The 23,014-nt window shown below is 53.6% G+C and carries 19 protein-coding genes and 1 pseudogene; 7 read left to right on the forward strand and 13 right to left on the reverse strand.

Annotation, left to right across the window (positions count from 1 at the left end; all coding sequences use genetic code 11):
* Window positions 1-52: 52 nt before the first annotated feature.
* Both ygfZ and hisI read left to right on the forward strand, forming a co-directional pair.
* Complete coding sequence (ygfZ, locus tag EOV40_RS08190) at window positions 53-928, forward strand: CAF17-like 4Fe-4S cluster assembly/insertion protein YgfZ (RefSeq protein WP_128105626.1); 876 nt, start codon at window positions 53-55, stop codon at window positions 926-928.
* The gene (hisI, locus tag EOV40_RS08195) at window positions 925-1,344 is read left to right on the forward strand and encodes a phosphoribosyl-AMP cyclohydrolase (protein ID WP_003623988.1); all 420 of its coding nucleotides are present in this window, start codon (window positions 925-927) and stop codon (window positions 1,342-1,344) included. The genes ygfZ and hisI overlap by 4 nt, the downstream gene beginning before the upstream one ends.
* A 6-nt stretch (window positions 1,345-1,350) precedes the next feature.
* Here the strand turns inward: hisI and lpxB are convergent, their stop codons facing one another.
* Window positions 1,351-2,538 carry a lipid-A-disaccharide synthase gene (gene lpxB / locus EOV40_RS08200; protein WP_128105627.1) on the reverse strand — a complete coding sequence of 396 codons (1,188 nt, stop codon included), beginning with the start codon at window positions 2,536-2,538 and terminating at the stop codon, window positions 1,351-1,353.
* A 184-nt stretch (window positions 2,539-2,722) separates the two neighbouring features.
* On the opposite strand from lpxB, the gene EOV40_RS08205 reads away from it, so the two are divergent.
* Window positions 2,723-4,180, forward strand: coding sequence for a SulP family inorganic anion transporter (locus EOV40_RS08205; protein WP_128105628.1), 1,458 nt, complete (start codon window positions 2,723-2,725; stop codon window positions 4,178-4,180).
* A gap of 65 nt (window positions 4,181-4,245) precedes the next feature.
* Here the strand turns inward: EOV40_RS08205 and EOV40_RS08210 are convergent, their stop codons facing one another.
* The gene (locus tag EOV40_RS08210) at window positions 4,246-4,866 is read right to left on the reverse strand and encodes a protein-methionine-sulfoxide reductase heme-binding subunit MsrQ (protein WP_088364930.1); all 621 of its coding nucleotides are present in this window, start codon (window positions 4,864-4,866) and stop codon (window positions 4,246-4,248) included.
* A gap of 224 nt (window positions 4,867-5,090) precedes the next feature.
* Between EOV40_RS08210 and EOV40_RS08220 the strand changes: the two genes are divergently transcribed.
* On the forward strand, window positions 5,091-5,966 hold the full coding sequence (locus EOV40_RS08220) for an NAD(P)-dependent oxidoreductase (protein WP_050820139.1): 876 nt from the start codon (window positions 5,091-5,093) through the stop codon (window positions 5,964-5,966).
* On the opposite strand, the gene EOV40_RS08225 is transcribed toward EOV40_RS08220, so the two are convergent.
* Complete coding sequence (locus tag EOV40_RS08225) at window positions 5,915-6,763, reverse strand: squalene/phytoene synthase family protein (RefSeq protein WP_244296855.1); 849 nt, start codon at window positions 6,761-6,763, stop codon at window positions 5,915-5,917. The two genes, EOV40_RS08220 and EOV40_RS08225, sit on opposite strands and share 52 nt — an antisense overlap.
* 201 nt (window positions 6,764-6,964) lie before the next feature.
* Between EOV40_RS08225 and EOV40_RS08230 the strand changes: the two genes are divergently transcribed.
* The 3 genes from EOV40_RS08230 (at window position 6,965) to EOV40_RS08240 (ending at window position 11,167) form a co-directional block, all read left to right on the forward strand.
* The gene (locus EOV40_RS08230) at window positions 6,965-7,573 is read left to right on the forward strand and encodes a superoxide dismutase (protein ID WP_003629595.1); all 609 of its coding nucleotides are present in this window, start codon (window positions 6,965-6,967) and stop codon (window positions 7,571-7,573) included.
* Between the two features lie 256 nt (window positions 7,574-7,829).
* Complete coding sequence (gene clpB, locus EOV40_RS08235; RefSeq protein ID WP_050820141.1) at window positions 7,830-10,445, forward strand: ATP-dependent chaperone ClpB; 2,616 nt, start codon at window positions 7,830-7,832, stop codon at window positions 10,443-10,445.
* Window positions 10,446-10,534: 89 nt separating this feature from the next.
* Window positions 10,535-11,167 carry an NUDIX hydrolase gene (locus EOV40_RS08240; protein WP_128105629.1) on the forward strand — a complete coding sequence of 211 codons (633 nt, stop codon included), beginning with the start codon at window positions 10,535-10,537 and terminating at the stop codon, window positions 11,165-11,167.
* Window positions 11,168-11,227: 60 nt separating this feature from the next.
* Here EOV40_RS08240 and hflX read toward each other — a convergent pair whose 3' ends face one another.
* The 10 genes and pseudogenes from hflX to EOV40_RS15525 all read right to left on the reverse strand — a co-directional run.
* Entirely contained in the window at window positions 11,228-12,574 is a 1,347-nt protein-coding gene (gene hflX, locus EOV40_RS08245) for a GTPase HflX (RefSeq protein WP_196332563.1), read from the reverse strand.
* Window positions 12,528-12,812 carry an RNA chaperone Hfq gene (gene hfq, locus EOV40_RS08250; protein ID WP_003624011.1) on the reverse strand — a complete coding sequence of 95 codons (285 nt, stop codon included), beginning with the start codon at window positions 12,810-12,812 and terminating at the stop codon, window positions 12,528-12,530. The genes hflX and hfq overlap by 47 nt, the downstream gene beginning before the upstream one ends.
* Window positions 12,813-12,888: 76 nt before the next feature.
* On the reverse strand, window positions 12,889-14,280 hold the full coding sequence (ntrX, locus tag EOV40_RS08255; RefSeq protein ID WP_050820144.1) for a nitrogen assimilation response regulator NtrX: 1,392 nt from the start codon (window positions 14,278-14,280) through the stop codon (window positions 12,889-12,891).
* Window positions 14,270-16,534 (reverse strand): sensor histidine kinase NtrY-like, encoded by a 2,265-nt coding sequence (locus EOV40_RS08260; RefSeq protein ID WP_128105630.1) that lies wholly within the window; start codon window positions 16,532-16,534, stop codon window positions 14,270-14,272. Before EOV40_RS08260 ends, ntrX begins: the two co-directional genes overlap by 11 nt.
* Window positions 16,535-16,543: 9 nt before the next feature.
* Complete coding sequence (ntrC, locus tag EOV40_RS08265; RefSeq protein WP_128105631.1) at window positions 16,544-17,986, reverse strand: nitrogen regulation protein NR(I); 1,443 nt, start codon at window positions 17,984-17,986, stop codon at window positions 16,544-16,546.
* Window positions 17,987-18,041: 55 nt separating this feature from the next.
* The gene (locus tag EOV40_RS08270; RefSeq protein ID WP_128105632.1) at window positions 18,042-19,151 is read right to left on the reverse strand and encodes a two-component system sensor histidine kinase NtrB; all 1,110 of its coding nucleotides are present in this window, start codon (window positions 19,149-19,151) and stop codon (window positions 18,042-18,044) included.
* The gene (gene dusB / locus EOV40_RS08275; protein ID WP_128105633.1) at window positions 19,148-20,218 is read right to left on the reverse strand and encodes a tRNA dihydrouridine synthase DusB; all 1,071 of its coding nucleotides are present in this window, start codon (window positions 20,216-20,218) and stop codon (window positions 19,148-19,150) included. The genes EOV40_RS08270 and dusB overlap by 4 nt, the downstream gene beginning before the upstream one ends.
* Window positions 20,219-20,302: 84 nt before the next feature.
* Entirely contained in the window at window positions 20,303-21,457 is a 1,155-nt protein-coding gene (locus EOV40_RS08280) for a bifunctional 2-C-methyl-D-erythritol 4-phosphate cytidylyltransferase/2-C-methyl-D-erythritol 2,4-cyclodiphosphate synthase (protein ID WP_087652155.1), read from the reverse strand.
* Window positions 21,458-21,518: 61 nt separating this feature from the next.
* Entirely contained in the window at window positions 21,519-22,493 is a 975-nt protein-coding gene (locus EOV40_RS08285; RefSeq protein WP_050820434.1) for a glycosyltransferase family 2 protein, read from the reverse strand.
* A gap of 321 nt (window positions 22,494-22,814) precedes the next feature.
* A pseudogene (locus tag EOV40_RS15525) lies at window positions 22,815-22,943 on the reverse strand (IS5/IS1182 family transposase); the annotation flags it as partial.
* Window positions 22,944-23,014: the final 71 nt, after the last annotated feature.

The raw sequence follows: 23,014 nt of genomic DNA on the forward strand, positions 1-23,014 counted from the left end.
AAGCCCTCTATCTTCCTGCGGGAAGCCTTTTTTCTTTTATGGGAGAATGTAAATGCCTTCCCCAACACATATGACCCGGCTTGAAAACCGCACGGTTCTCAAGCTTTCTGGCGCTGACCGCGTGCGTTTTCTGCAAGGTCTGGTCACAGCGGATATTGCTGCGCTGGAACCGGGAGACGCCACATGGAGCGCCTGCCTGACACCTCAGGGGCGCTGGCAAGCAGACTTTTTTGTGGTCTCAGACCCCGATGATACCTGCCTGCTGCTAGATTGCGCCGCAGAACAGGCTGAAAACCTAAAGACCACTCTCCAGCGTTTCCGCCTGCGCTCTGATGTGCAGCTAGAACTCACCGCCCTGCCCGTGCATGTCGCATGGGGAAACCCACCGCCTGATAGTGTGCTGGAAAACGCCATCAGCTTTCGGGACCCTCGGTTAGAAGACGCCGGGTGGCGGCTGATTGATGCCGCACCAGATACGCCCATAACCGCTACAGAGCAGGACTATAACCTGCACCGCCTGATACTGGGCCTGCCTGATGGTGTGCAGGATTGCGAGGTTGGCCGCACTCTGGCTGCCGAAGCCAATCTGGATCTGCTCGGTGGCGTATCATGGAAGAAAGGCTGCTATATGGGGCAGGAAGTGACCGCCCGTATGCATTACCGCACTTTGGTAAAGCGCCGCCTGATGCCTGTTGCAGCCACATCCCCCCTGCCAGCGCCCGGAACCCCTGTGCTGTGCGATGGTGTGGAAGTGGGCACGCTGCGCTCATCCCAAGATCATGTTGGGCTGGCATTACTGAAAACAGATGCCGCCAATAACCAACTGACCTGTGCCACGCATCCGCTGGTGGTGCGGCTGCCTGCTTGGCTGGAAACAGCCCTTAAACCTCAAACACCTTCTGATTCTCATTCTACGGAAAAATCATGACTTACATTGCCCCACCAGCAGCAGAACTGGATGCCATGCTGGATGTTGTAAAATTTGATGCCTCTGGCCTGGTAGCTGCCATTGCCCAGCAACACGATACCGGCGAAGTGCTGATGATTGCATGGATGACGCGTGAAGCCCTGCGTGAAACGTTGGAAACCGGGCGCGTTTGCTATTACTCCCGCAGCCGCCAGAAGCTTTGGCGCAAGGGCGAAACATCTGGCCAGATCCAGCATCTTATTGAAGCCCGGCTGGATTGCGATGCCGATGCCGTGCTTGTGCTTGTGAACCAGATTGGCGTGGCATGCCACACGGGCCGCCGTAGCTGTTTTTACCGCGCCTTTACACCAGATGGCCTGAAAGAACTGACAAAGCCGGAAATTGATCCCAACCAGCTTTATCACAAACACAACTGAACACGTTTAGCCGAGTATCTTAGCCGTATTTTTACGGTTAAGAACCTCCAGAACAGCTTCTGCTGCGGCATCGGCTGGCAATTGGCCCTGTGGCCCTTCCAGCCCATGCAAAACCGTGGCAAAAGCCCGTTTCTGAGCCTGCGCCACATCTGTATTTTCAAACAGAATCTGCACTTCACGCGCCAGAACATCTGCGCGGCACTGTTCCTGCAAAAGTTCAGGCACAACAGCACGGCCCGCCAACAAATTCACCATAGCCACAAATGGCACTTTAATAAGCCGACGAGCAAAAAAGGCCGTTATGGGGTTAACCCGATATGTCACAGCCATTGGCACTCCAGCCAAAGCCAGTTCCAGCGTAGATGTGCCTGATTTGGTTAATGCTGCCCCAGCAGCAGCAAAGGCATCATGCTTGTCATGAATATCTGTGACAATAACCGGCTTTATGGGCCAATCCTGCGTGGCACGCTCCACAACATTTGCCACAACCGGAGAAACCGGCACCACGGGCACCACGTCTGGCATGGATGTTTTAAGCAAACGCAACATCTGGCCAAAAACAGGCAGCAAGCGCGGCGCTTCTGAGCGGCGGCTACCGGGCATGAGCACAAGTATCTTGGCGCTATCTGGCAACCCATGCCGGTTGCGAAACCGAGCTGCATCTCCATCCTTAGCGCCAGATTGCAAAACCGGGTGTCCTACAAAGCGGGTTTTTAGGCCATGCTTGCCAAAAAACTTTTCCTCAAATGGCAAAAGGCACAACAATTCTTCCCACAGACCGGGAAATTCCTTCACCCTTTTCTGCCGCCATGCCCAAACCTGCGGCGCCACATAATGCACACGGGCAATGCCCAAACCGCTTATTTTTTTAAGAAGCCGTAGGGCAAAGCCAGGGCTATCTATGGTGATCACCAAATCCGGCTTTTGGGTTGCAATATCCTGCGCGGCTTCATCCAACCGGGCAGAAAGCTGGCGCACACGGGGTAGCACTTCCACCAGCCCCATAACGGCCAGATCCCGCATGGGAAACAGGCTGACCAGCCCTTCCTCCTGCATACGCACGCCCCCTACCCCAGCAAAGCGCATATCGGGCACACGGTCACGCAACGCATACATAAGGCGTGCACCCAAGACATCGCCACTGGCCTCACCAGCCAGAATCCAGACAAGAGGAGAGGAAGAAGGAGAAACCATGCCTCACGCATAAAACGCTGCCACACAGAGCACAATCATCTTATCCGTGTAGCGTGGTAGGATATCCCCCATAAGGCATGTATATCTTGCAAATAATGCCTCAAAAGTCTTTCCTGCCCCGAAACGCTTTTGGTGCCCGATTAATGCGCCTTTTCACACTCAACCAAGGGACACCCGGTTTCTCGTGACAGTTAAAACCTATATTCATGAATGGACAGACCAGCCCGTCCGCAATGTTCTGGCCGGCATGGTGGGCACTTTTGCACTTATTCCAGAAGTTATCGCTTTTTCTTATGTGGCCGGGGTTGCGCCCTCTGTGGGGCTATTTGCCTCATTTGTTATCAGCATTGCCATTGCCATTACGGGCGGCAGGCCGGGCATGATTTCCGGAGCTGCCGGATCTGTTGCTCTGGTTGCGGCTGAACTGGTGCATAGCCATGGCCTGCAATATCTGCTTCTGGCAACACTGCTGGCAGGTGCATTCCAGATTATTTTCGGTTTGCTGCGCCTGCAAAGCATGATGCGCTTTGTCTCGCGCGAGGTGGAAACCGGGTTTGTAAACGCGCTGGGTATTCTTATCTTTTCTGCGCAGGTGCCGCAGATGCTGCATGTTACGTGGCATACTTATGCGCTTATCGCGCTGGGGCTGGCCATTGTTTACCTTCTGCCGCGCGTTACCACGGCTGTGCCTTCCCCTTTAATCTGTATTCTTGTGCTTACAGGCATTACTTTTGCAGTGCCCATGCCTGTGCATGTGGTGTCTGATCTGGGGGATTTGCCTTCCGGCCTGCCGCATCTAACGTTGCCAGATGTGCCTTTTTCAGCAGAAACTTTTAAAATTGTGCTGCCTTACGCATTTGCCATGGCCATGGTGGGGCTTCTGGAATCCCTCATGACAGCTACTGTGGTGGATGAATTAACAGACACACACAGCAACAAACGCATGGAATGCACCGGGCTTGGTTTTTCCAACATCATGGTGGGGCTGTTTGGCGGCATGGCCGGTTGCGGCATGATTGGGCAAACAGTTGGCAACCTGCGTTATGGCGGGCGTGGTCGGCTTTCCACCTTTACGGCTGGGGCATTTTTGCTGCTGTTGCTGGTTGTGTTGCACCGCTTTGTAGCCCAAGTGCCTGTTGCCGCTTTGGTGGCCATTATGATCATGGTGTCTGTCAGCACATTTTCATGGTCCTCCTTGCGTGATCTGGTAAAGCACCCTCGCCTTTCTTCCACCGTTATGCTGGCCACGGTTTTGGTGGTGGTGTTAACGCATGATCTGGCAGCTGGTGTTGCCTGTGGCGTGCTGTTGAATGGGTTGTTCTTTTCTTTTCAGGTTATGAAACTTGTTCAGGTCAGCAGCACGTTTTCAGAAAACAGCAACACCCGCACCTATTACGTGCATGGGCAACTGTTCTTTGCTTCTGCCAGTATTCTTGCCGATGCAGTGGATTTTCAGGATACAGCTTCAAACATCGTGATTGATCTTGAAGACGCACATATCTGGGATATCAGCGCAGCAGATGCGCTGGAAAAAATTGCATCCCGCCTGAAGGCACGCGGGAAAACAGTTTCCATTATTCATGCAGATCAACGTGCAGAAAAACTTCTGGCCTCTCTAGGACATGATACATTGCTGGCCTAGGCAATTCACAAACCACAATGGCATTAAAAAAGAAGGCATGAGAAAATTCATGCCTCCTTTTTATTTCAGGATTTTTTAAGCCCGGGCTTTGGCACAAACCGCAAACCCAGCACACATGCCGCTACGGCTGCATATACAAAAGGTTCAATGTACCACTGCTTGAATGCAATGGCGTAATGGATACACGCCAAAACCATGGCAACATAAACCAGACGATGCAAACGCGCCCATTTTTTACCCAGCCGTATAATGGATTTGCGCGTGGATGTTGCCGCTAGAACCACCAGAATAGAAAAAGCGATCAACCCGAATGTGAGGAATGGCCGCGTTAAAAAGTCTTTCCATATCCGCTGAATATCAAACCCACGAGCCCACCAGAAATAGAGTGTTACGTGCAAAGCCGCGTAACTGAAAGCCAGCAAACCGAGCGGGCGGCGATACACCATCAAATCAATTTTTAAAAACCGTTTGAGCGGCGAAATCATAAGCGAAACAAGCAGAAACCGAAACGCGTAGCGTCCGAATTCATGCAAGCATGTCTTGAATGGGTTTGGCCCCAGATCACCCGAAAAAGCACCTGCCAGATAAGATACAGCAGGCAGCATAAACAACACATACAGCAACACCTGCCGCGTAAGGGGAGAAAGGCGAAACCGCCGGCTTCGGTCTGGGGTGGGCGATGGCATGGGGTTTTGTGCTCTCCACTGTTTGAAGCACCTCAGCCATGTACGCTGAGTGCAGGATTACCCTTACAAAATCAGCCTTATTGCGCAAGAATACTATGCAACCGTAACAAACAACGTAACGCCCAGACACGCAAACGCGAACGATGCTTCCCCAACCTGGCCAAGACATATCTTATTATTCAGGTTTATAATTCTTTTAATACAAACAAGAAGGTTCATTCAGCATGACAACTCAGCAGACAATCGGTTTTATTGGGTTTGGTGCCATGGCCAGCCGCATGGCCGCGCATCTTGAAAAAGCCGGGTATGCCACCCTTGCCTATACTCCTTCTGGCAAAGGCGGTGATGGCGTAACCCATTTTCTGCCCACCCCTGCAGAAGTTGCCAGCAAGGCAGATATTGTTCTGGTTTGTGTGCCGGATGATGAGGCCCTTGCAGCAAGCATGTACGGCCCACAGGGTGTTCTGGCTGGTATAAAAGCCGATGGTTTACTGCTAAACACCAGCTCTGTTTCTCCAGAAGCCGCAGATGCCCTGCAAAAGGCCGGGCAGGAAAAAAATATCTGCGTTATAGATTGTCCGGTATCTGGCAGCACACCTGAGGCAGAATCCGCCAATCTGGTTATTCTAGCCGGTGGGGATGATGCCGCTATTGCACGGGCTCAACCTATTTTTGATAAAATTGGTCGTATCACCATTCATGCCGGACCATCTGGCAGCGGGGCACGCCTTAAGCTGGTTATCAATGGCATTATGGGGGCCGGTCTGGCCGCTGTGGCAGAAGGCATAGCTTACGGCCTGGCCGCTGGCTTGGACCGCTCCATGCTGTTTGATGCGCTGGATGAAATGGCTGTGATTTCCCCGCACCACAAGCGCAAGATCAAGATGGCCAAGGCTGGAGATTTCTCTCCTCAGTTTCCTGCCCGCCTGATGCAAAAAGACATGCGCCTGCTGATGGATGCCGCAGCACGTCTGGCCGTGCCCGCACCCACTTTAGCTGCTGTAACACAACAGCTTTCTCTTGCCCGCCGCGCGGCAGAAAATGCTGATTATTCGGTTCTGATTGGCGTTATGGAAAAAATTGTCGCCAACGACGCCTGAATACCAGCGCGGCACACAGCAAGCCTGTCCCCTATTCCGCGGGGCAGGCCAGCTTGTTCACTTCCACGCACCAGATCACGCTTTGCCAATACGGCTGGTAACGCAGCTTTACGGCACTGCGGCTCCAAAACCTCAAAATGACATTCTTGCAGAAACGTCTTTCCAACCTGCCTTAACTGTTCCTGCGTGCCGGGAAACAAAAAACGGCCACTGCCCGCAAGCAATGGCCAATGCCGCAACATGCTGCCCACCCCATAAGCTGCCCCTCCGGCGGCCAAGCGTTGCAGTGTAACTGTATCCTGCACACCTAACAGTTCTCCGATAGCTTGCTGGAAGGCACCGGCACCATCACGCATCATCTGCGTCCAGCGCTCTACATCTTGCGTGGGTTCCAGCTCCATTTCCCGGGCAGCAATCATTTTCAGGCACGTTTCGCGCTGCACTCGGCCTGATTGTACAAGCGCCATAAGCGCTGGCGCCAGCACGTGCTCTGGCTTGCGTTGCTCCTCCAGCAGCTCTCGCCACCATTGCAGGCGAATATACCCGGCCATTGGCCCTGCTACAGCAGCAGAACGCGCCGGGGCCAAAGCGCGAATCAGCTCGTTATGGAAAGCCAGAAGAACATAAGCGGCATCACGCACAGATGAAGGCAAAAACCACAGACACAACGCCCTATCCGGGTCTGCCTGCACAGCTTTTTGCACCTCCATTACAAGAGGATGATGTTCCTGCTGCGCCATAAACCCCAGTATCTCCCTTACCCCTAACGTAGCTTGATGTGCGGGAAACCTGTGCATGGTTCATGCGTTTGAATGATCCCGCTTTCCTAACGGAAGGCCCTCATTATACGCCCTACTGGCAAGGCAAGTTTCCGTGAGTATGGCTGCGCAAGGCTCTTGTCATGCGCCTTTCCCTTGACGCATCTGCCCCGCGCCCATAGCTCTGGAACTCAGGTGTGTTCCCTCACACGCCCCGCCTTTAGAATACGGAGTATTAAAATGGCTTTTGAACTGCCTGCCCTCCCCTTTGCTCCCACCGCACTGGCCCCACGTGGCATGTGCCCGGAAACGCTTGAATACCATCATGGCAAGCATCATCTGGCCTACGTCAACACCCTGAACAAGCTGCTGGAAGACAAGCCCGAATTTCAGGGTAAGTCTTTGGAAGAAATCATTCTGGCAGCTCATGGCAAAGCAGACCTTACGGGCCTGTTCAACAATGCCGGCCAGCATTGGAACCACTCCTTCTTCTGGAACTGCCTCTCCCCCAATGGCGGTGTGATGCCAGAAAAGCTGGCTGCAAAAATTGCCAGCGATTTCGGCAGCATTGACACCTTCAAGGAAGAATTCCGCAAGGCTGCTGTTTCTCAGTTCGGTTCTGGCTGGGCATGGCTGGTTCTGGGTAAGGATGGCAAGCTGGCCATCACCAAAACCCCTAACGGCACCAACCCGCTGGCCGAAGGCCAGGGCAAGGCCCTGCTGACCGTGGACGTGTGGGAACATTCCTACTACCTGGACTTCCGCAACCGTCGTCCGGACTACGTCACCAACTTCCTGGACAAGCTGGCGAATTATGAATTCGCTGAAGCCCAGCTGAACGCGGCATAAGTTTTTCCTTATCGGGAAAACGCAAAAGGCAGCACCCGTTAAGGTGCTGCCTTTTTTATTGGAAACCCTGCCGTTTCAAGGGTGTTCTGCCTGCACCATCTACCACCCATGCACGAAAACGCATCACACCCCCTTGATTGTCTCTCTCAACATTCCAATCTCAATTTGTGAAGAATGAGACCACGCTGACATTGCCTGCATGGGATGCCAGCAGGGCCTTCAGTCGCCTGATGTAAAAGGGACAAGAGGGATTATAATGGATATTGCAAAATTTACAGATCGTTCACGCGGCTTTTTGCAGGCTGCGCAAACAATAGCTTTACGTGATTTTAACCAGCAGCTTACGCCAGAGCATCTGCTCAAGGCCATGCTGGATGATAATGAAGGTGCAGCTTCCTCACTTATTCGCAGTGCTGGTGGCAACCCGGAAGCCGTAAAAGCCGCAACCGAGCAAGCCTTAGCAAAACTGCCAAAAGTTCAGGGCAGCGGCGCAGGCCAACCCGCAGCAACACCGGAACTGGTGCGTATTCTGGATAATGCAGAACAAACCGCCCAGAAAGCCGGAGACAGCTTTGTTGCGCAGGATCGGCTGCTTGTGGCCATTGCTGCATCTGACACGCCAGCAGGCCGCGCGCTAAAAGAAAACGGTGCCTCGGTTGATGCACTTGAAAAAGCTATTACGACCATTCGTAAAGGACGCACAGTGACCAGCGAAAACGCTGAAGCCAATTTTGATGCGCTTAAAAAATATGCCCGTGATGTCACGGAAGTTGCCCTTAAAGGCAAGCTGGACCCCGTTATTGGGCGTGATGAAGAAATCCGCCGTGCCATTCAGGTTCTGGCCCGCCGCAGCAAGAACAACCCGGTTCTGATTGGTGAACCCGGTGTAGGTAAAACCGCTATTGTGGAAGGCTTGGCCCAGCGCATTGTGAATGGTGATGTGCCTGAGGCGCTGAAAAACAAAAAGCTGCTTTCCCTAGATATGGGCGCGCTGGTTGCCGGGGCCAAATATCGCGGTGAATTTGAAGAACGCCTGAAAGCTGTTCTGAAAGAAATTGAATCCGCCGAAGGCCAGATCATCCTGTTTATTGATGAAATGCACACACTGGTTGGCGCTGGCCGTACCGATGGTGCAATGGATGCTTCCAACCTCATCAAGCCGGAACTGGCCCGCGGCACACTGCACTGCATTGGCGCCACCACGCTGGATGAATACCGCAAGTATATTGAAAAAGACGCAGCCCTTGCCCGCCGCTTCCAGCCGGTATTTGTGGGTGAGCCTTCTGTGGCAGATACAATCTCTATTCTGCGCGGTATTAAGGAAAAATACGAACTCCATCACGGTGTGCGTATTACCGATGGTGCACTGGTGGCAGCGGCAACGCTTTCCAACCGCTACATCACGGATCGCTTCCTGCCGGATAAAGCGATTGACCTGATTGATGAGGCCGCAAGCCGCCTGCGTATGCAGATTGACAGCAAGCCAGAAGAACTGGACGAGCTGGACCGCCGCATCATTCAGCTGAAGATCGAACGTGAAGCCCTGCGCAAAGAAGACGATACCGCCAGTAAGGATCGTCTGGAAGCCGTAGAAGCTGAACTGGCCGATCTGGAAGAAAAGTCCAACACGCTCAGCGCTGCATGGCACGCAGAAAAGAACCGCGTGAACACCATTCAGAAACTACAGGAACAGCTTGATCAGGCGCGTTCCGATGTGGAAGTGGCGCAGCGCAAGGGTGATCTGGGGCGTGCATCTGAACTGATGTATGGCGTTATCCCCAACCTGCAGGCTCAGATTGCAGAAGCCCAGAAAACAGAAGAAGAAACCGCCAAAAAGGATGATCTGGTTTCCGAAGCTGTTACAGATCAGGGTGTTGCTTCTGTTGTGTCTCGCTGGACAGGTGTGCCGGTTGACCGGATGCTGGAAGGTGAACGCGCCAAGCTGCTGCGGATGGAAGACGAACTGCGTAAATCCGTGGTCGGTCAGGAACAGGCTCTTAAAGCTGTTTCCAACGCTGTGCGCCGTGCCCGTGCAGGCTTGCAGGACCCTAACCGCCCGATTGGTTCCTTCCTGTTCCTCGGCCCGACGGGTGTTGGTAAAACAGAGCTGACCAAAGCGCTGGCCCGCTTCCTGTTTGATGATGATAAAGCCTTGCTGCGTATCGACATGAGTGAGTTCATGGAAAAGCACGCAGTGGCCCGCCTGATTGGTGCCCCTCCGGGTTATGTGGGGTATGAAGAAGGGGGTGTGCTGACAGAAGCTGTGCGCCGTCGCCCCTATCAGGTCATCCTGTTTGATGAAGTGGAAAAAGCACATGAAGATGTGTTCAACATTCTACTTCAGGTGCTGGATGATGGCCGCCTGACCGATGGTCAGGGCCGCACTGTGGACTTCCGCAACACTCTTATCATTCTCACCAGTAACCTGGGTTCTGAATATCTGGCCAACCTGCCGGATGGTGAATCTCCCGATATGGTGCAGGCGCAGGTGATGAAGGTTGTGCGTGAGCACTTCCGTCCTGAATTCCTGAACCGTCTGGATGAAATCATCCTGTTCTCGCGGTTGCAGAAAGCGGACATGACCAAGATTGTGGATATCCAGATTGCACGCCTGCAAAAGCTGCTGGAAGATCGCAAGATCACCCTGCATCTGGATAAGCTGGCCGAAGCTTGGCTGGCGAATGAAGGGTATGACCCCATTTACGGTGCACGCCCGCTTAAAAGGGTTATTCAGCGCACGCTGCAGAACCCGCTGGCAGAGCAGCTTCTGGAAGGCAATATCCTTGATGGAGAAACAGTGAATATCTCCGCCAATGGTGATGGCCTGCTAATTAACGGTAAAACCGCAGCACAGACAGAAGCCGCCATGTAATTTCTGTCTTGGCAGAGTGTGTTACACAAAACGGGAAGGCCCAGTGCCTTCCCGTTTTTTATGAAAGCTGGTTATAGAAGGACTATAAAATGTCGGAACCTGTTTGGCTGGTATGGGCCAGAGAAATTCAGGCCATTGCCCAGACAGGGCTTACCTACGTGCAAGACCCGTTCGATAAAGAACGCTATGAAATGCTGCGTAATCTGGCCGCGCAGATGATGGCCGAAGGCAGCAATGTTGATGTGCAGAAAATAGAAAACCTGTTTGGCCAGCAATCCGGTTACGCCACACCCAAACTGGAAGTGCGTGTTGGTGTTTTTGATGCGCAGAACCGCCTGCTGATGGTGCGCGAAGTGCTGGACAGCAACCGCTGGACCGTACCCGGCGGCTGGACTGATGTGAACCTGACAGCATCTGAATGTGCAGCCAAAGAAGTGTGGGAAGAAACCGGCTATATAGTGCAGATTACCAAATTGGCCATGGCGCTGGATCGGGCCCGCCAAGGGCATATGCCGCCAGAACCTTTTTCTGTAACCAAGCTCTTTTTTCTGGGTGAAATAACGGGCGGCTCGCCAACCACAAGTATTGAAACAAGCGAGGTCGGCTTTTTTGCGCAGGACAATATCCCGCAGGATATTTCAACCGGGCGGATTACACCGCACGAAATAACCCGGCTTTTTGCACATCACGCAAATCCGGAACTGCCTACAGATTTTGACTGAATAAAAAATCTGACATCAGGATAGATATTTTCAAAACCCTGATGTCAGAACTTTTCTTTTTTAAGCAATCATCGGTTGGATGTGGGAAAACTGGCGCTCAAACCGCGCACGATCTTCTGTTGAAAGACGAACAGTAATGTCTGTCTGTTCATCCTTGTCTTCCCGCGCAACCACTTCACCGTGCTGGTAAAGCCAGGCCGAGGCTGCTCCGTCTGCCAATGGTAAACGGTAACGCACCGTTTCCATGCCTTCTGTAATACGCGCATCAATACGCGCCAAAAGCGTTTCCAGCCCATCCCCCGTAATGGCGGAAATGGCAATGGTATCTTCTGTTTGCGGAATGGCTTCTGGGCCGCCCAGCAGATCAACCTTGTTCAGCACTTCAATCATGCGTTCCGGCCAATCCTGCTCCAGCATGTCATCCTTTGCCATGCCTTCCAGCACGCCAAGCACATCTTTTTTCTGGGATGCGCTATCTGGATGCGCCACATCGCGCACATGCAGGATAATGTCTGCCTCTGCCACTTCTTCCAACGTGGCACGGAAGGCCGCAATCAGCTCCGTTGGCAGATCACTGATAAATCCTACCGTGTCAGACAGAATAACTCTGCGGCCAGAGGGCAGATCAATCGCGCGCATGGTTGGATCCAGCGTCGCAAAAAGCTGATCCTGCGCATATACGGTGGCACCGGTCAGTGCATTGAACAGTGTGGATTTACCGGCGTTGGTATAGCCCACCAAAGCCACCACCGGAAAAGGTACGCGTTTACGCGCCTGCCGGTGCAAGCCACGTGTACGCCGCACCTGCTCCAGATCTTTTTTAAGCCGCACGATACGATCACCGATCATACGCCGGTCAGCTTCAATCTGGGTTTCACCGGGGCCGCCAAGAAAGCCAAAGCCACCGCGCTGGCGTTCAAGATGGGTCCACAACCGCACAAGGCGGGAACGCTGATATTCCAGATGCGCAAGTTCAACCTGCAAGGTGCCTTCCTTTGTGGCGGCACGGGCACCAAAAATATCCAGAATAAGGCCGGTACGATCTATAACCTTACAACCGCATTCTGTTTCCAGATTACGCTGCTGTGCGGGGCTTAGCTTTGCATCCACCACCACCACATCAACCTGATCTGCCTTAACGGCAATACGCAAGGAATCTACCTGCCCCTTGCCTAACAGGGTGGCGGAACGCCTGCTGCGCAGAAGTAATACATCCTTGCGCACAATAACCAGCCCGATTGAGGCTGTAAGCCCCACGGCTTCTTCCAACCGTGCTTCTGCGGCCCGCACATCCTGCCCGTGGGCAGAACGCTCCCACGGCAGAATAACTGCCGCGCGGGTTGCTACTTTCTTTTTCTTTTCAGAGAAACTCGTCGCCAAGAGAAAGGTCCCTGTCTGCCTGCGCATCGGCAGTGTTGGAATCGGAAATATTGACAGGAATGCTGGGCATTACCGTGCTGATGGCATGCTTGTAGATAAGCTGGGTTTGTTCATCACGCCGTAAAAGAACAACCTCATCATCAAACCATGTAATAAACCCCTGTAACTTAACGCCGTTCACCAAAAACACAGTAACAGCCGCGCGTGAGCGCCGGATCTGGTTCAGGAACGCATCCTGCACGTTATATGCACTCTCTTTTTCCACAGTGGAGGCCCTATTCCGTTCTCATTATTATATTTTAGCCGGACTGCCTGCCTAAAGCCTGCAACCTTGAAACATGTCAGCCCGCGCCTCGTTCCTCAGATGTTACACCAAGCTGCTTAAGTTTGCGATGCAAAGCGCTGCGCTCCATACCCACAAACAGCGCCGTGCGGCTGATATTTCCACCAAAACGCAAAAGCTGGGCTTGCAGATACTGGGTTTCAAACAGATCGCGGGCTTCTCGCAAAGGCAAGGCCATAACATCTGTTGAAGCATCAAACTTCAGCAACGCGGGCGCACTTTCGCCCACAGTAGAGGGCAGCATATCTGCCCGAATGGGTTCCTGGCTGCTACCGGGCTGCATAATCAGCACGCGTTCCATCAGGTTGCGCAGTTCACGCACATTGCCCGGCCAATCATAGGCCTGAAGGGCTGCAACAGCATCGGGCGAGAGTTCACGCGTGGGCAAGCCAGCCATTTCTGCAGCCCGGCGTAAAAACATTGCCGCAAGACCGGGAATATCATCCCGCCTTTCCCGCAGCGCAGGCATACGCAGCGGCACAACAGCCAGCCTGTAATACAGATCTTCCCGGAAACGCCCGGCCATAATTTCGGCTTGCAGATCACGGTTGGTGGTTGCCAATACGCGCACATCCACTTTAACGCGGGCATCACCACCCAGACGTTCAAATGTCTGATCCTGCAAGGCTCTTACAATCTTGCCCTGCGTTTCCAGCGGCATGTCTGCCACTTCATCCAGCAACAGCGTGCCACCATGCGCACGCTCCAGCACCCCGGTGCGGCGCCCCACACCTTCCGTGCCACCTTCAAGCCCGAACAGTTCTTCCTCAAACCGTCCCGGTGCAAGAGTGGCGCAGTTAAGCGCTACAAAAGGGCCATCCTCCCGCTTGGAGCGGGCATGAATCATACGGGCGGCCACTTCCTTGCCAGACCCCGGCCCTCCGCTAATCAACACGCGGGAACCTGTGGGCGCCACTTTTTCTATCTGGTTTCTCACAGCGGCAATCTGGGCGCTGTTTCCATACAGCTCCGTATCCTGCCCGGCCTTTATGCGCAGCTCTTCGTTCTCACGCGCCAGCCGCGAGGCCTCCAGCGCACGCCGCACAATAACCAGCAGACGGTCTGCCTGAAATGGCTTTTCTATAAAATCGTAAGCACCATGCTGGAGCGCTGCCACGGCTGTTTCAATTGTGCCATGGCCAGAAATCATGACAACCGGAACCGAGGGTTCCTCGGCCTTCATGGCTTGCAGGATAGCCAAGCCATCCATATCCGAACCCTGTAGCCAGACATCCAGAATAACCAGTGATGGCCTACGCGCCCTAAAAGCAGCCAATGCCGTATCAGCACTGGCAGCTACGCGCGTATCATAACCTTCGTCACTCAGAATGCCTTCAATCAGCATTCTGATATCGGGTTCATCATCAACAATCAGGATTTCATGCGCCATGGTTGTCTTTCACCGACAAAATCAGAGTAGCCACAGTTCCTCTTTCTCCCGCTTTGTCTTCCAGACGCACTGTTCCACCATGATCTTCCATGATCTTTTTCACAATAGCCAAACCTAAACCAGTACCCTTGGCTTTGTGCGTCACATAAGGTTCCGTCAGACGATTTCTGTCATCCGATGGAAGCCCAACTCCGTTATCTGCCACTTCTATGGCGATATCTTCTGCCCCTTCTATAATCCGAACCGATACTTCACCCTTGCTCGCAGGTGCCTGATCTGTAGCTTCGCCCTGTCTGGCCGTCATGGCAATGGCATCCGCCGCATTCTGCAAAAGATTAATAAGTGCCTGACTTATCAGCCTTCTATCACATCGTGCTTTGGGGCCTCTGTCTGGAATATCCAGATGATAGGCAATTTCGGGGTGTGCGTTTCTTTGCAGAACCAGCACCTCACGCACAATACGCGAAATATCCTCATCTTTCATGACAGGCTGCGGCATACGTGCAAAGGCCGAAAACTCATCCACCATACGCCCGATATCCCCCACCTGCCGCACGATTGTATCTGCACATTGCGAAAATGTATCGGGATCGGAAGTAATTTCTTTTAGAAAACGCCGCTTTAGCCGTTCTGCAGCAAGCTGGATGGGCGTGAGCGGATTCTTGATTTCATGCGCGATACGCCGCGCCACATCGGCCCATGCGGCTTTACGTTGCGCCTGTTGCAGGGCCGTAATGTCATCAAATGTCATCACATACCCTTCAGTAATCGTACCGCGCAGTTCTGCCCCCAAACGCACCAGCAAGGTGCGCTGGCTGGCCTGCTGGCCTATCTGGATCTCGCGCGTAAGCACGGCATCTGGCGTTGCGCGCGCTTCTTGCAAAAACTCGGCAAACTCTGGCACACGTTGGGCCAAAGGTTCACCAATGGCATCCATCAGATCGGTTTGCAGCAAAACACAGGCGGCGCGGTTAGGCAGTTCGATATTCTGCTTCACATCCAGCCCGATCACACCGGCTGAAACGCCAGAAAGCACGGCCTCCGTAAACCGTCGACGCTCATTGATCTGGCCATATGCAGCCATCAATTCCGAACGCTGGCTGGCCAGTTCTTCTGTCATGCGGTTAAAGGCGCGGGAAAGGCTGGCGACTTCATCATCCCTGTCATTTTCAGGCACATGAACACCCAAATCCCCCTCACTCACCCGGCGTGCAGCTACGCTCAGCAAACCCAGCGGGCGGGCAATCTGGTTTGCCAATGCCAGCCCGATCAAGGCTGCGGCCGCAAGCACCAGCAACGCCACCAACGCAAAGATCATGACAAATGTCAGCTGGATCTTGGCGCGGTTGTTGCTCAGCCGCTTGTAATCCGACACCACCTTTTCCGTACGGTGCATGTGCTCCAGAATGGTTGGATCAACCAGCCGGGTAATCACCAGCATAAGCGCTGGCGTTTGGGAAAGTTCCACTACAGCGCGCACTGTGCGTTCATCTGGAGAATCCAGAATGGCCACATCGTTTGAGCGCGCCATAACCGTGGCTGCGGGTGGAGGCAGTTCCTGCAAATATCCGGTGCGGCTCATCAACCCGCCAGCCGCCACAACTTTGTTGGTGATGGGGTCATACACCAAGGCTTCTGTCAGCCCGCGCATGGTGGCCTGACTGTCCAGCATTTGCGCCAAGGCGTCGTGATCCTGAAACAGATCCATACCGCTGGCAGCCAGTTCGTTCTGGGCGCTCATGATGTAATTGGCCATCGAGAACGCATCTGTGCGGATATTGGCGTTATGCTCCACCAGATAACCGCGAGAAGCCTGTAAGGCCTCGTTCAGGGCTGTATTAACCCGGTCTGAAAACCAGATCTGAATTCCGTAATGGAAAAATAGCGTTGCAAACGCACCCACAACCAGTGTGGGGGCCACAGCCACAATACCAAACAGCGTAACCAGCCGCACATGCAGCCGCGCCCCTGCCAACCCTTTCCGATGCTCACGCACCATAGGGCCAATACGGATAGCCAAGGCCACCACAAGCAGGGCCAGCACCATACCGTTTAAAAACAGCAATAAAGGCTCAATCAGGGAATAATGCCCGAAGGACATCCCGCCCGAAAGCACCACAAATGTGGCAAACCCCAAACACAAAGCCAATGCGGCAAGTGTAATGGCAACGGTTTTACGTTCCAGAGAACGCAAAAGCCAATGCAGGCGTGTGCGAGAAAGAAGGTGCCTGAGGGAGAACAGAAACTGCTTCATGCCTGAACGTCAGACTACGCCACGAACGACAGGAATCTCAAGGTCTCGAATTTTTTTACGCAATGTATTTCGGTTTAGCCCCAGCATGGCTGCCGCCTTGATTTGGTTGCCGCGTGTTTCGGCCAATGTCATCTGGATAAGCGGCCGTTCAACTTCTGCAATAATCCGGGCGTGCAGATCATGCAGCGGCACGCCATCCCGCCCCGCTTCCAGATAACGTGCGATATGGCGAGAAACAGATTCAGACAAAGGCTCCGCTGCCATCACGCTATTGGGAATCGGATCATGCGCCAAAGGCTCGGCCAGTTCCGCATCAATCACGTCACCTGTAATGGTTTCCTGAGAATACAGGGCCACAATACGGCGGATGAGATTTTCCAGTTCGCGCACATTGCCCGGCCAGCGCCAAGCCTGAAGCCGTGTAATGGCACTTTCGTCCAGTATTCTGTACGTTCCTCCTTCATCTCGACACTGGGAAAGAAAATGCCGCGCCAGCAGCGGAATATCTTCCAGTCTTTCCCGCAAGGGTGGCAAACGCAAGGGCACCACATTCAGGCGGTAATAGAGATCTTCACGGAAAGTACCGGCCTGAATGGCCTGCCGTAAATCTCTGTGCGTGGCGGCTATAATACGCACATCTGCACGCAAGGGCGTGGTACCCCCTACCGTGGTAAACTCACCTTCCTGCAAGACACGCAGCAAACGGGTTTGCGCTTCCTGCGGCATGTCTCCAATTTCATCTAAAAACAGTGTGCCGCCTGTGGCCTGTTCAAATCGCCCGGGCATACGGCCTTGCGTACCCCCACGCTCATATCCAAACAGTTCACTTTCAATCTGTTTGCGCGGGATAGCCGCCATATTAACGGCCACAAAAGGCCCGCTCCGGCGCCGACCGTATTCATGCAGCGCATGGGCGACCAGCTCCTTACCCGTACCGCTTTCCCCCGAAATCATGACCGTGAGGTCAGACGTAGTCAGGCGGGCAATGCTGCGATAGATCCCCTGCATGACAACAGACTGCCCGATTAAAGGCAGGCGTTCTTCTGGTGGTTGATCTGCTACAGGTTTTTCGGCTTCCTGCACTGGTGTTGTGAGCGCCCTTGCCACAACCGCCAGCAGTTCCTTCAAATCAAACGGTTTGGCCAGATATTCAAACGCACCCCGCTGCGTGGCTTTTACGGCTGTTGTCAGGGTTGATTGTGCGCTCATGACAATCACGCGCAGATCGGGCCGAAATTGGCGAATACGCGTTACCAGATCCAGCCCGCTGCCATCTGGCATGATCACATCTGTAATTACCAGATCGCCCTCACCTTCTTGCACCCATTGCCAGAGCGTGTTGACGGAAGGCGTGGTTTGCACCTGATAGCCAGCCCGACCCAATGCCTGCCCCAGCACAGTACGAATAGAACGGTCATCATCAGCAACAAGAATAGTGGGCAGCGGTGTCATGACGTCTCAAACCAGATAAAAGCTGAAAAACAGAACTATTGAGCAAAGGGGCGTATCACCCCGAATGGCTCATATGATCGACAATCGGCAGAAATAAGCTGATTTCCGTGCAGCCGGGGCGGCTTTCCACTTCGATAACGCCGCCGTGGTCATCCATCACCTTACCAACCAAGGCCAGCCCCAGCCCGCTCCCGTTTATCTTTGTAGAGACAAACGGTTCGAACAAATGCGGGCGTACTGTTTCGGAAATACCCGGCCCTGTATCCCGCACAGTAACCACCAACGGAAGATGCCGCCATTGCGCCGTACCGGGCACAGCCACCCGAATACCGGGGCGATAGCTGGTAAGCAACGTAATCTCCCCTTCTTTATCCGTATTGCGTATGGCCTCGGCCGCGTTTTTTACCAAGTTGAGCAACACCTGCACCAACCTGTCCCTATCCCCCCACACATGAGGCAAAGAGGGATCATAACGCTCGACTATCTTGATGCCCTTGGCAAACCCATTGCTGGCCAGCAGGCGCACATGCTCCAGTATTCTATGAATATTGAGCGCCCGGAAATCGAGTTGCGCTTCACCAAACATGCCCATGCGGTCAACCAGTGCGTCAATCCGGTCAACTTCATCACAAATCAGGGTGGCCAGATCACGGTCTGCTTCCGTCACGGCCTGTTCGAGCAACTGTGCGGCCCCTTTAATGCCAGACAAGGGGTTACGCACCTCATGCGCCAACATGGCGGCCAGCCCGGAAACACTGCGTGCCGCAGAACGGTATGCAAGCTGCTGGTCCAACATTCGGGCTGCGGCGGGCTCATGAAATGTCAGCAAAATGATGTCTGGATAATCCGGCACATCGGCAGCCTGAACACTCACACCCTCATGATGAAAGCGCGGGGAACTGAACAGCAGTTCATGCTCTGTCACACTCCCGCCACGGGTGCGCACATGTTCAAGCAGCAGATAAACCGGATGATCCTGAGCAACCACTTCTACCAAGCCGCCATGCCGCAACTGATGGCGAGACATGCCAAAAAACTCTTCCGCCGCCATATTGGCCGCAAGAATTGTATTTTGTGGCCCTATTTCCAAAACCGGAACGGGCAGACTGTCCAGAACAAGCGCCGCATCGGGCTGAGCAACCCCATGCGCTGCTTTTTGCTTCACGCCGCCTGAACCTGATCTTGCTGTTGCGCCATAGCGTGGCGGGAAACACGTGGTTCTCGCACAGCACCAGCCGCAATTTGCTGATCATAAAAACCAGTAATCATGGCAATGGCTTCTTGTGGCGTTTCTACCCGGTTAAACGCGGCACGGAATGAGGCCGAGCCATGCAGCCCAGCCGAATACCAAGACACGTGCTTACGTGCCAACCGCAGGCCGGGGCGCTGGCCAAAGTGCTCCAGCATCATATTATAATGCTCCAGCACAATGGCTTTTTCTTCCGGCAAAGCGGGGTCTGGAATTTCCTGCCCCGTGCGCAAAGCGTGTGCCACCTGCGCCAAAAACCACGGGCGCCCGTAACAGCCGCGCCCGATCATCACCCCATCTGCACCAGATTGGGCCAAGGCTTCCCGCGCATCTCCAACGGTAAGAATGTCACCATTCACGATAACGGGCAGATCTACCGCTTCCTTTACATTTTTCACAAAGGCCCAGTTGGCTGTGCCGTTGTAAAATTGCTGGCGCGTGCGGCCGTGCACTGTAATCATGCGGATACCAACATCCTGCGCAATCCGAGCCAGCACCGGTGCGTTCAGATGCTCATGGTCCCACCCCATGCGCATTTTAAGGGTAACGGGCACTGGCACGGCCTTTACCACAGCCGCCAACAAACGCTCGGCAGCGCCTTCGTCCCGCATAAGGGCAGAACCGGCCATCTGGCCAACGGCCACTTTTTTAACCGGGCAGCCAAAGTTGATATCAATAAGATCTGCCCCACGGCCTACGGCAATACGTGCGGCCTCTGCCATGGCGTCTGGGTCGCACCCGGCAAGCTGCACGGCATTGGGGCCGCCAGCATCCGCCACTTCCGCCATACGCAGGGTGGTATCGTTTTCACGCACCATCGCCCAAGAGGCGATCATTTCAGAAACAACAAGACCAGCCCCCAACTTACGTGCCAGACGCCGGAACGGCAGATCTGTTACGCCAGACATGGGGGCCAGAATGACGGGGGTATCCAAAACAATACCGCCCAGATTAATGGGACGCAGGGTGGGTTGCGTATGCACTGTTATTTCCGTTTGCCTATGATTTAGGCAAAAATACAGCCACCTTGCGCCTTACGCAACATAAGAAACTGTAATGGCGCCCGCTTATGGCACCAGAACAGAAACCGTGGCCGTGCAGGCAATACCTTCTTCACGCCCGGTAAAGCCCAGACGTTCGGATGTTGTGGCCTTCACGGAAATCCGATCTACATCCACTTCCAGCAAATCTGCCAGACGCTTGCGCATGGCTTCGGAATGCGGGCCAATTTTGGGGCGTTCGCAAATCAGGGTAAGATCAGCGTTCACCAGCATGCCGCCGCGTTCACGGATACGCTGGCCTGCGTGCACCAGAAAGCGGGCGCTATCTGCGTTTTTCCACTCATTCTGGCTGGGCGGGAAGTGGCGGCCAATATCACCTTCAGCCAACGCACCGTAAATGGCATCGCACAGCGCATGAATGCCCACATCGGCATCGGAATGCCCGGCCAGCCCTTTGGTATGTGGCACCGTAATGCCGCACAGGATGAGCGGACGCCCTTCCTCAAACGCATGCACATCGTAACCCAGCCCTACGCGCGGCAGGAGCGTGGGGCCGATCAGTCGTTCCAGACGCACCAGATCACCCTCATATGTCAGCTTGATATTGTCTTCATCGCCAGCCACCAGTGCTACGCTGAACCCTGCATCTTCCAGCAGCTTGGCATCATCCGTTGCACTTACGGATGCCGCACCCCGGTGGAGATCTAAAAACAGGCCAAAGCGAAAGCCCTGTGGCGTTTGGGCGCGATAAAGATGATCCCGCGGCACGGTGCCATCAATCACACCATCTTTTTCCCGCTTGAGGGTATCCGCCACCGGCACCGCCGGAATAGCACCGGGATGCTGCTCCAGCGCAGAAACCACATTGCTGATAACCTGCGCGGTTACATATGGGCGGGCGCCATCATGCACCAGCACGATATCCGGCTTTTCAGCTTCTGGCAGTTTGTCCAGTGCTTCCAACCCTGCCCGCACGCTGGCCTGCCGGGTTTCACCCCCCGCGACTGGCGGCAGAATCTTCAACCCTTCCAACGCCTCGTTCAAGGAGGCAGGATCTCCGACCGGCTGAATAAAGGTGACATGAGGCAATAAGGCTTGCGCTGCATGACGGATTACGGGTTGTCCAGCCAGCAGCACATACTGCTTGGGAATGGAAGAACCCGTGGTGGCGGCATAACGACTGCCCGTACCGGCAGCCAAAAGAATGGCGGCTACTCGCATGCACGAAGCAATGCGGCGGGCAGCCTTGTCCGTCAAGCCTCAAAATAGGCAGGGCACAGCTTTATGCTTCAGGCGTGTGCTCTTTTTCCTGCGCGGGGCGATAAGCTTCCACCAAATATAGCGGGCGTTTTTTGGTTTCATTAAAAATACGACCGACATATTCACCTATCAGGCCGACCGTCATAAGCTGGATACCGCCTAAAAACAGGATAACAGCCATAAGGCTGGGATAACCTGCCACGCGATTGCCAAACAACAGGGTGCACCCAACAATCCAGATACCGTAGCACACGGCCAGTATGGAAATGCCAAGCCCCATATATGTGCTTAACTGAAGCGGCAGCACTGAAAACGAGGTAATGCCCTCTAGCGCAAAGTTCCATAAAGACCAGTAATTAAAACTGCTCTTTCCCGCAGAACGTGGGGCGCGATCATACAAAACGGCGCGGGATGGAAAGCCAACCCAGGCAAACAGCCCTTTCATGAACCTATGGCGTTCACGCAGCAGCAGCAGGTTATCTACCAGCCTGCGGCTCATCAGCCGAAAATCACCCGTATCTGGCGGAATAACCACCTTATTGCCCAGCCGCTTCATCACACGGTAGAACATCCATGCTGTCAGCCGTTTGGGAATACTCTCCCCCTCCCGCGTATTGCGGCGGGCGTAAACGGTATCAACATCATCTGTCCATGCGGCAATCAGATCTGCAATAACTTCAGGCGGGTCCTGCAAATCGGCATCAATCACAATAATGCCACGCGTACCCCGTGCATGATCCAACCCAGCTGTTAAGGCTATTTCCTTACCAAAATTGCGGGAGAGATTAACAACACTTACCCGCCCATCCTGCTCTGCCAAAGCATACATACCCGCCAGCGTTTGGTCCCGCGAGCCATCATTGACGTAAACAACCTCCCACGGTGCGCCAACACCTTCCATAACGGCAGATAACCGCTGATGAAAAGTCCTTAGAACTTCCTGCTCATTATAACAGGGCACAACCACGCTGAACGCTGGCGAAAAACCAGTTGGCAAAGTTTTTTCCTTTAATTCTGCACTCAACCAAAGGTTTCCATATCAAGCAATATATCTTGCTTACCGAAGCACCTTTAAGCATTTACTCTATATGAGATAGGTAAATACAAAAACATTAAATATAGTGATAACATGTTTTCTCACCCCCAATGTTGTCAAATACGCAACAGCAGGAAATAAATCTGTAATACTCTTTTATTCCAAGGCCCGCATAGCTTTAGAAGAAAATTACAAAGAGTATGTTAATTTACTTCTAATATCTTCTCTTTCAGGGACAACATGACCTCAGAGCCTAGAGAGATCGAAAAGCCCTTGATTGAGTTTGAGATGCGGCTTTTTCCTGTAAACCTTTGAGACAAAGCCCTGCTTTTCCATGAAATTTTCATTGGCTTTTAAGCGATAGGCCGTGCCCGCCCTTGTGCGACAGCTTTGCCGGTTTGTCTTGCCAAGCCCGATCTTCAACATCAAAGAAATCGGGCTGTTTCATATCACTATTCCGCCAACCAGAACCGGAGAAACAG

Source organism: Acetobacter oryzoeni (assembly GCF_004014775.2).
Taxonomy (GTDB): Bacteria; Pseudomonadota; Alphaproteobacteria; order Acetobacterales; family Acetobacteraceae; genus Acetobacter; species Acetobacter oryzoeni.

Bases quoted from the DNA above. Each gene is read 5' to 3' on its own strand.
- ygfZ (WP_128105626.1), top strand. From the start codon at position 53: ATGCCTTCCCCAACACATATGACCCGGCTTGAAAACCGCACGGTTCTC.
- hisI (WP_003623988.1), top strand. From the start codon at position 925: ATGACTTACATTGCCCCACCAGCAGCAGAACTGGATGCCATGCTGGAT.
- lpxB (WP_128105627.1), bottom strand. From the start codon at position 2,538: ATGGTTTCTCCTTCTTCCTCTCCTCTTGTCTGGATTCTGGCTGGTGAG.
- EOV40_RS08210 (WP_088364930.1), bottom strand. From the start codon at position 4,866: ATGCCATCGCCCACCCCAGACCGAAGCCGGCGGTTTCGCCTTTCTCCC.
- EOV40_RS08220 (WP_050820139.1), top strand. From the start codon at position 5,091: ATGACAACTCAGCAGACAATCGGTTTTATTGGGTTTGGTGCCATGGCC.
- EOV40_RS08225 (WP_244296855.1), bottom strand. From the start codon at position 6,763: ATGCACAGGTTTCCCGCACATCAAGCTACGTTAGGGGTAAGGGAGATA.
- EOV40_RS08230 (WP_003629595.1), top strand. From the start codon at position 6,965: ATGGCTTTTGAACTGCCTGCCCTCCCCTTTGCTCCCACCGCACTGGCC.
- clpB (WP_050820141.1), top strand. From the start codon at position 7,830: ATGGATATTGCAAAATTTACAGATCGTTCACGCGGCTTTTTGCAGGCT.
- EOV40_RS08240 (WP_128105629.1), top strand. From the start codon at position 10,535: ATGTCGGAACCTGTTTGGCTGGTATGGGCCAGAGAAATTCAGGCCATT.
- hflX (WP_196332563.1), bottom strand. From the start codon at position 12,574: ATGCGCAGGCAGACAGGGACCTTTCTCTTGGCGACGAGTTTCTCTGAA.
- ntrX (WP_050820144.1), bottom strand. From the start codon at position 14,280: ATGGCGCATGAAATCCTGATTGTTGATGATGAACCCGATATCAGAATG.
- EOV40_RS08260 (WP_128105630.1), bottom strand. From the start codon at position 16,534: ATGAAGCAGTTTCTGTTCTCCCTCAGGCACCTTCTTTCTCGCACACGC.
- ntrC (WP_128105631.1), bottom strand. From the start codon at position 17,986: ATGACACCGCTGCCCACTATTCTTGTTGCTGATGATGACCGTTCTATT.
- EOV40_RS08280 (WP_087652155.1), bottom strand. From the start codon at position 21,457: ATGCGAGTAGCCGCCATTCTTTTGGCTGCCGGTACGGGCAGTCGTTAT.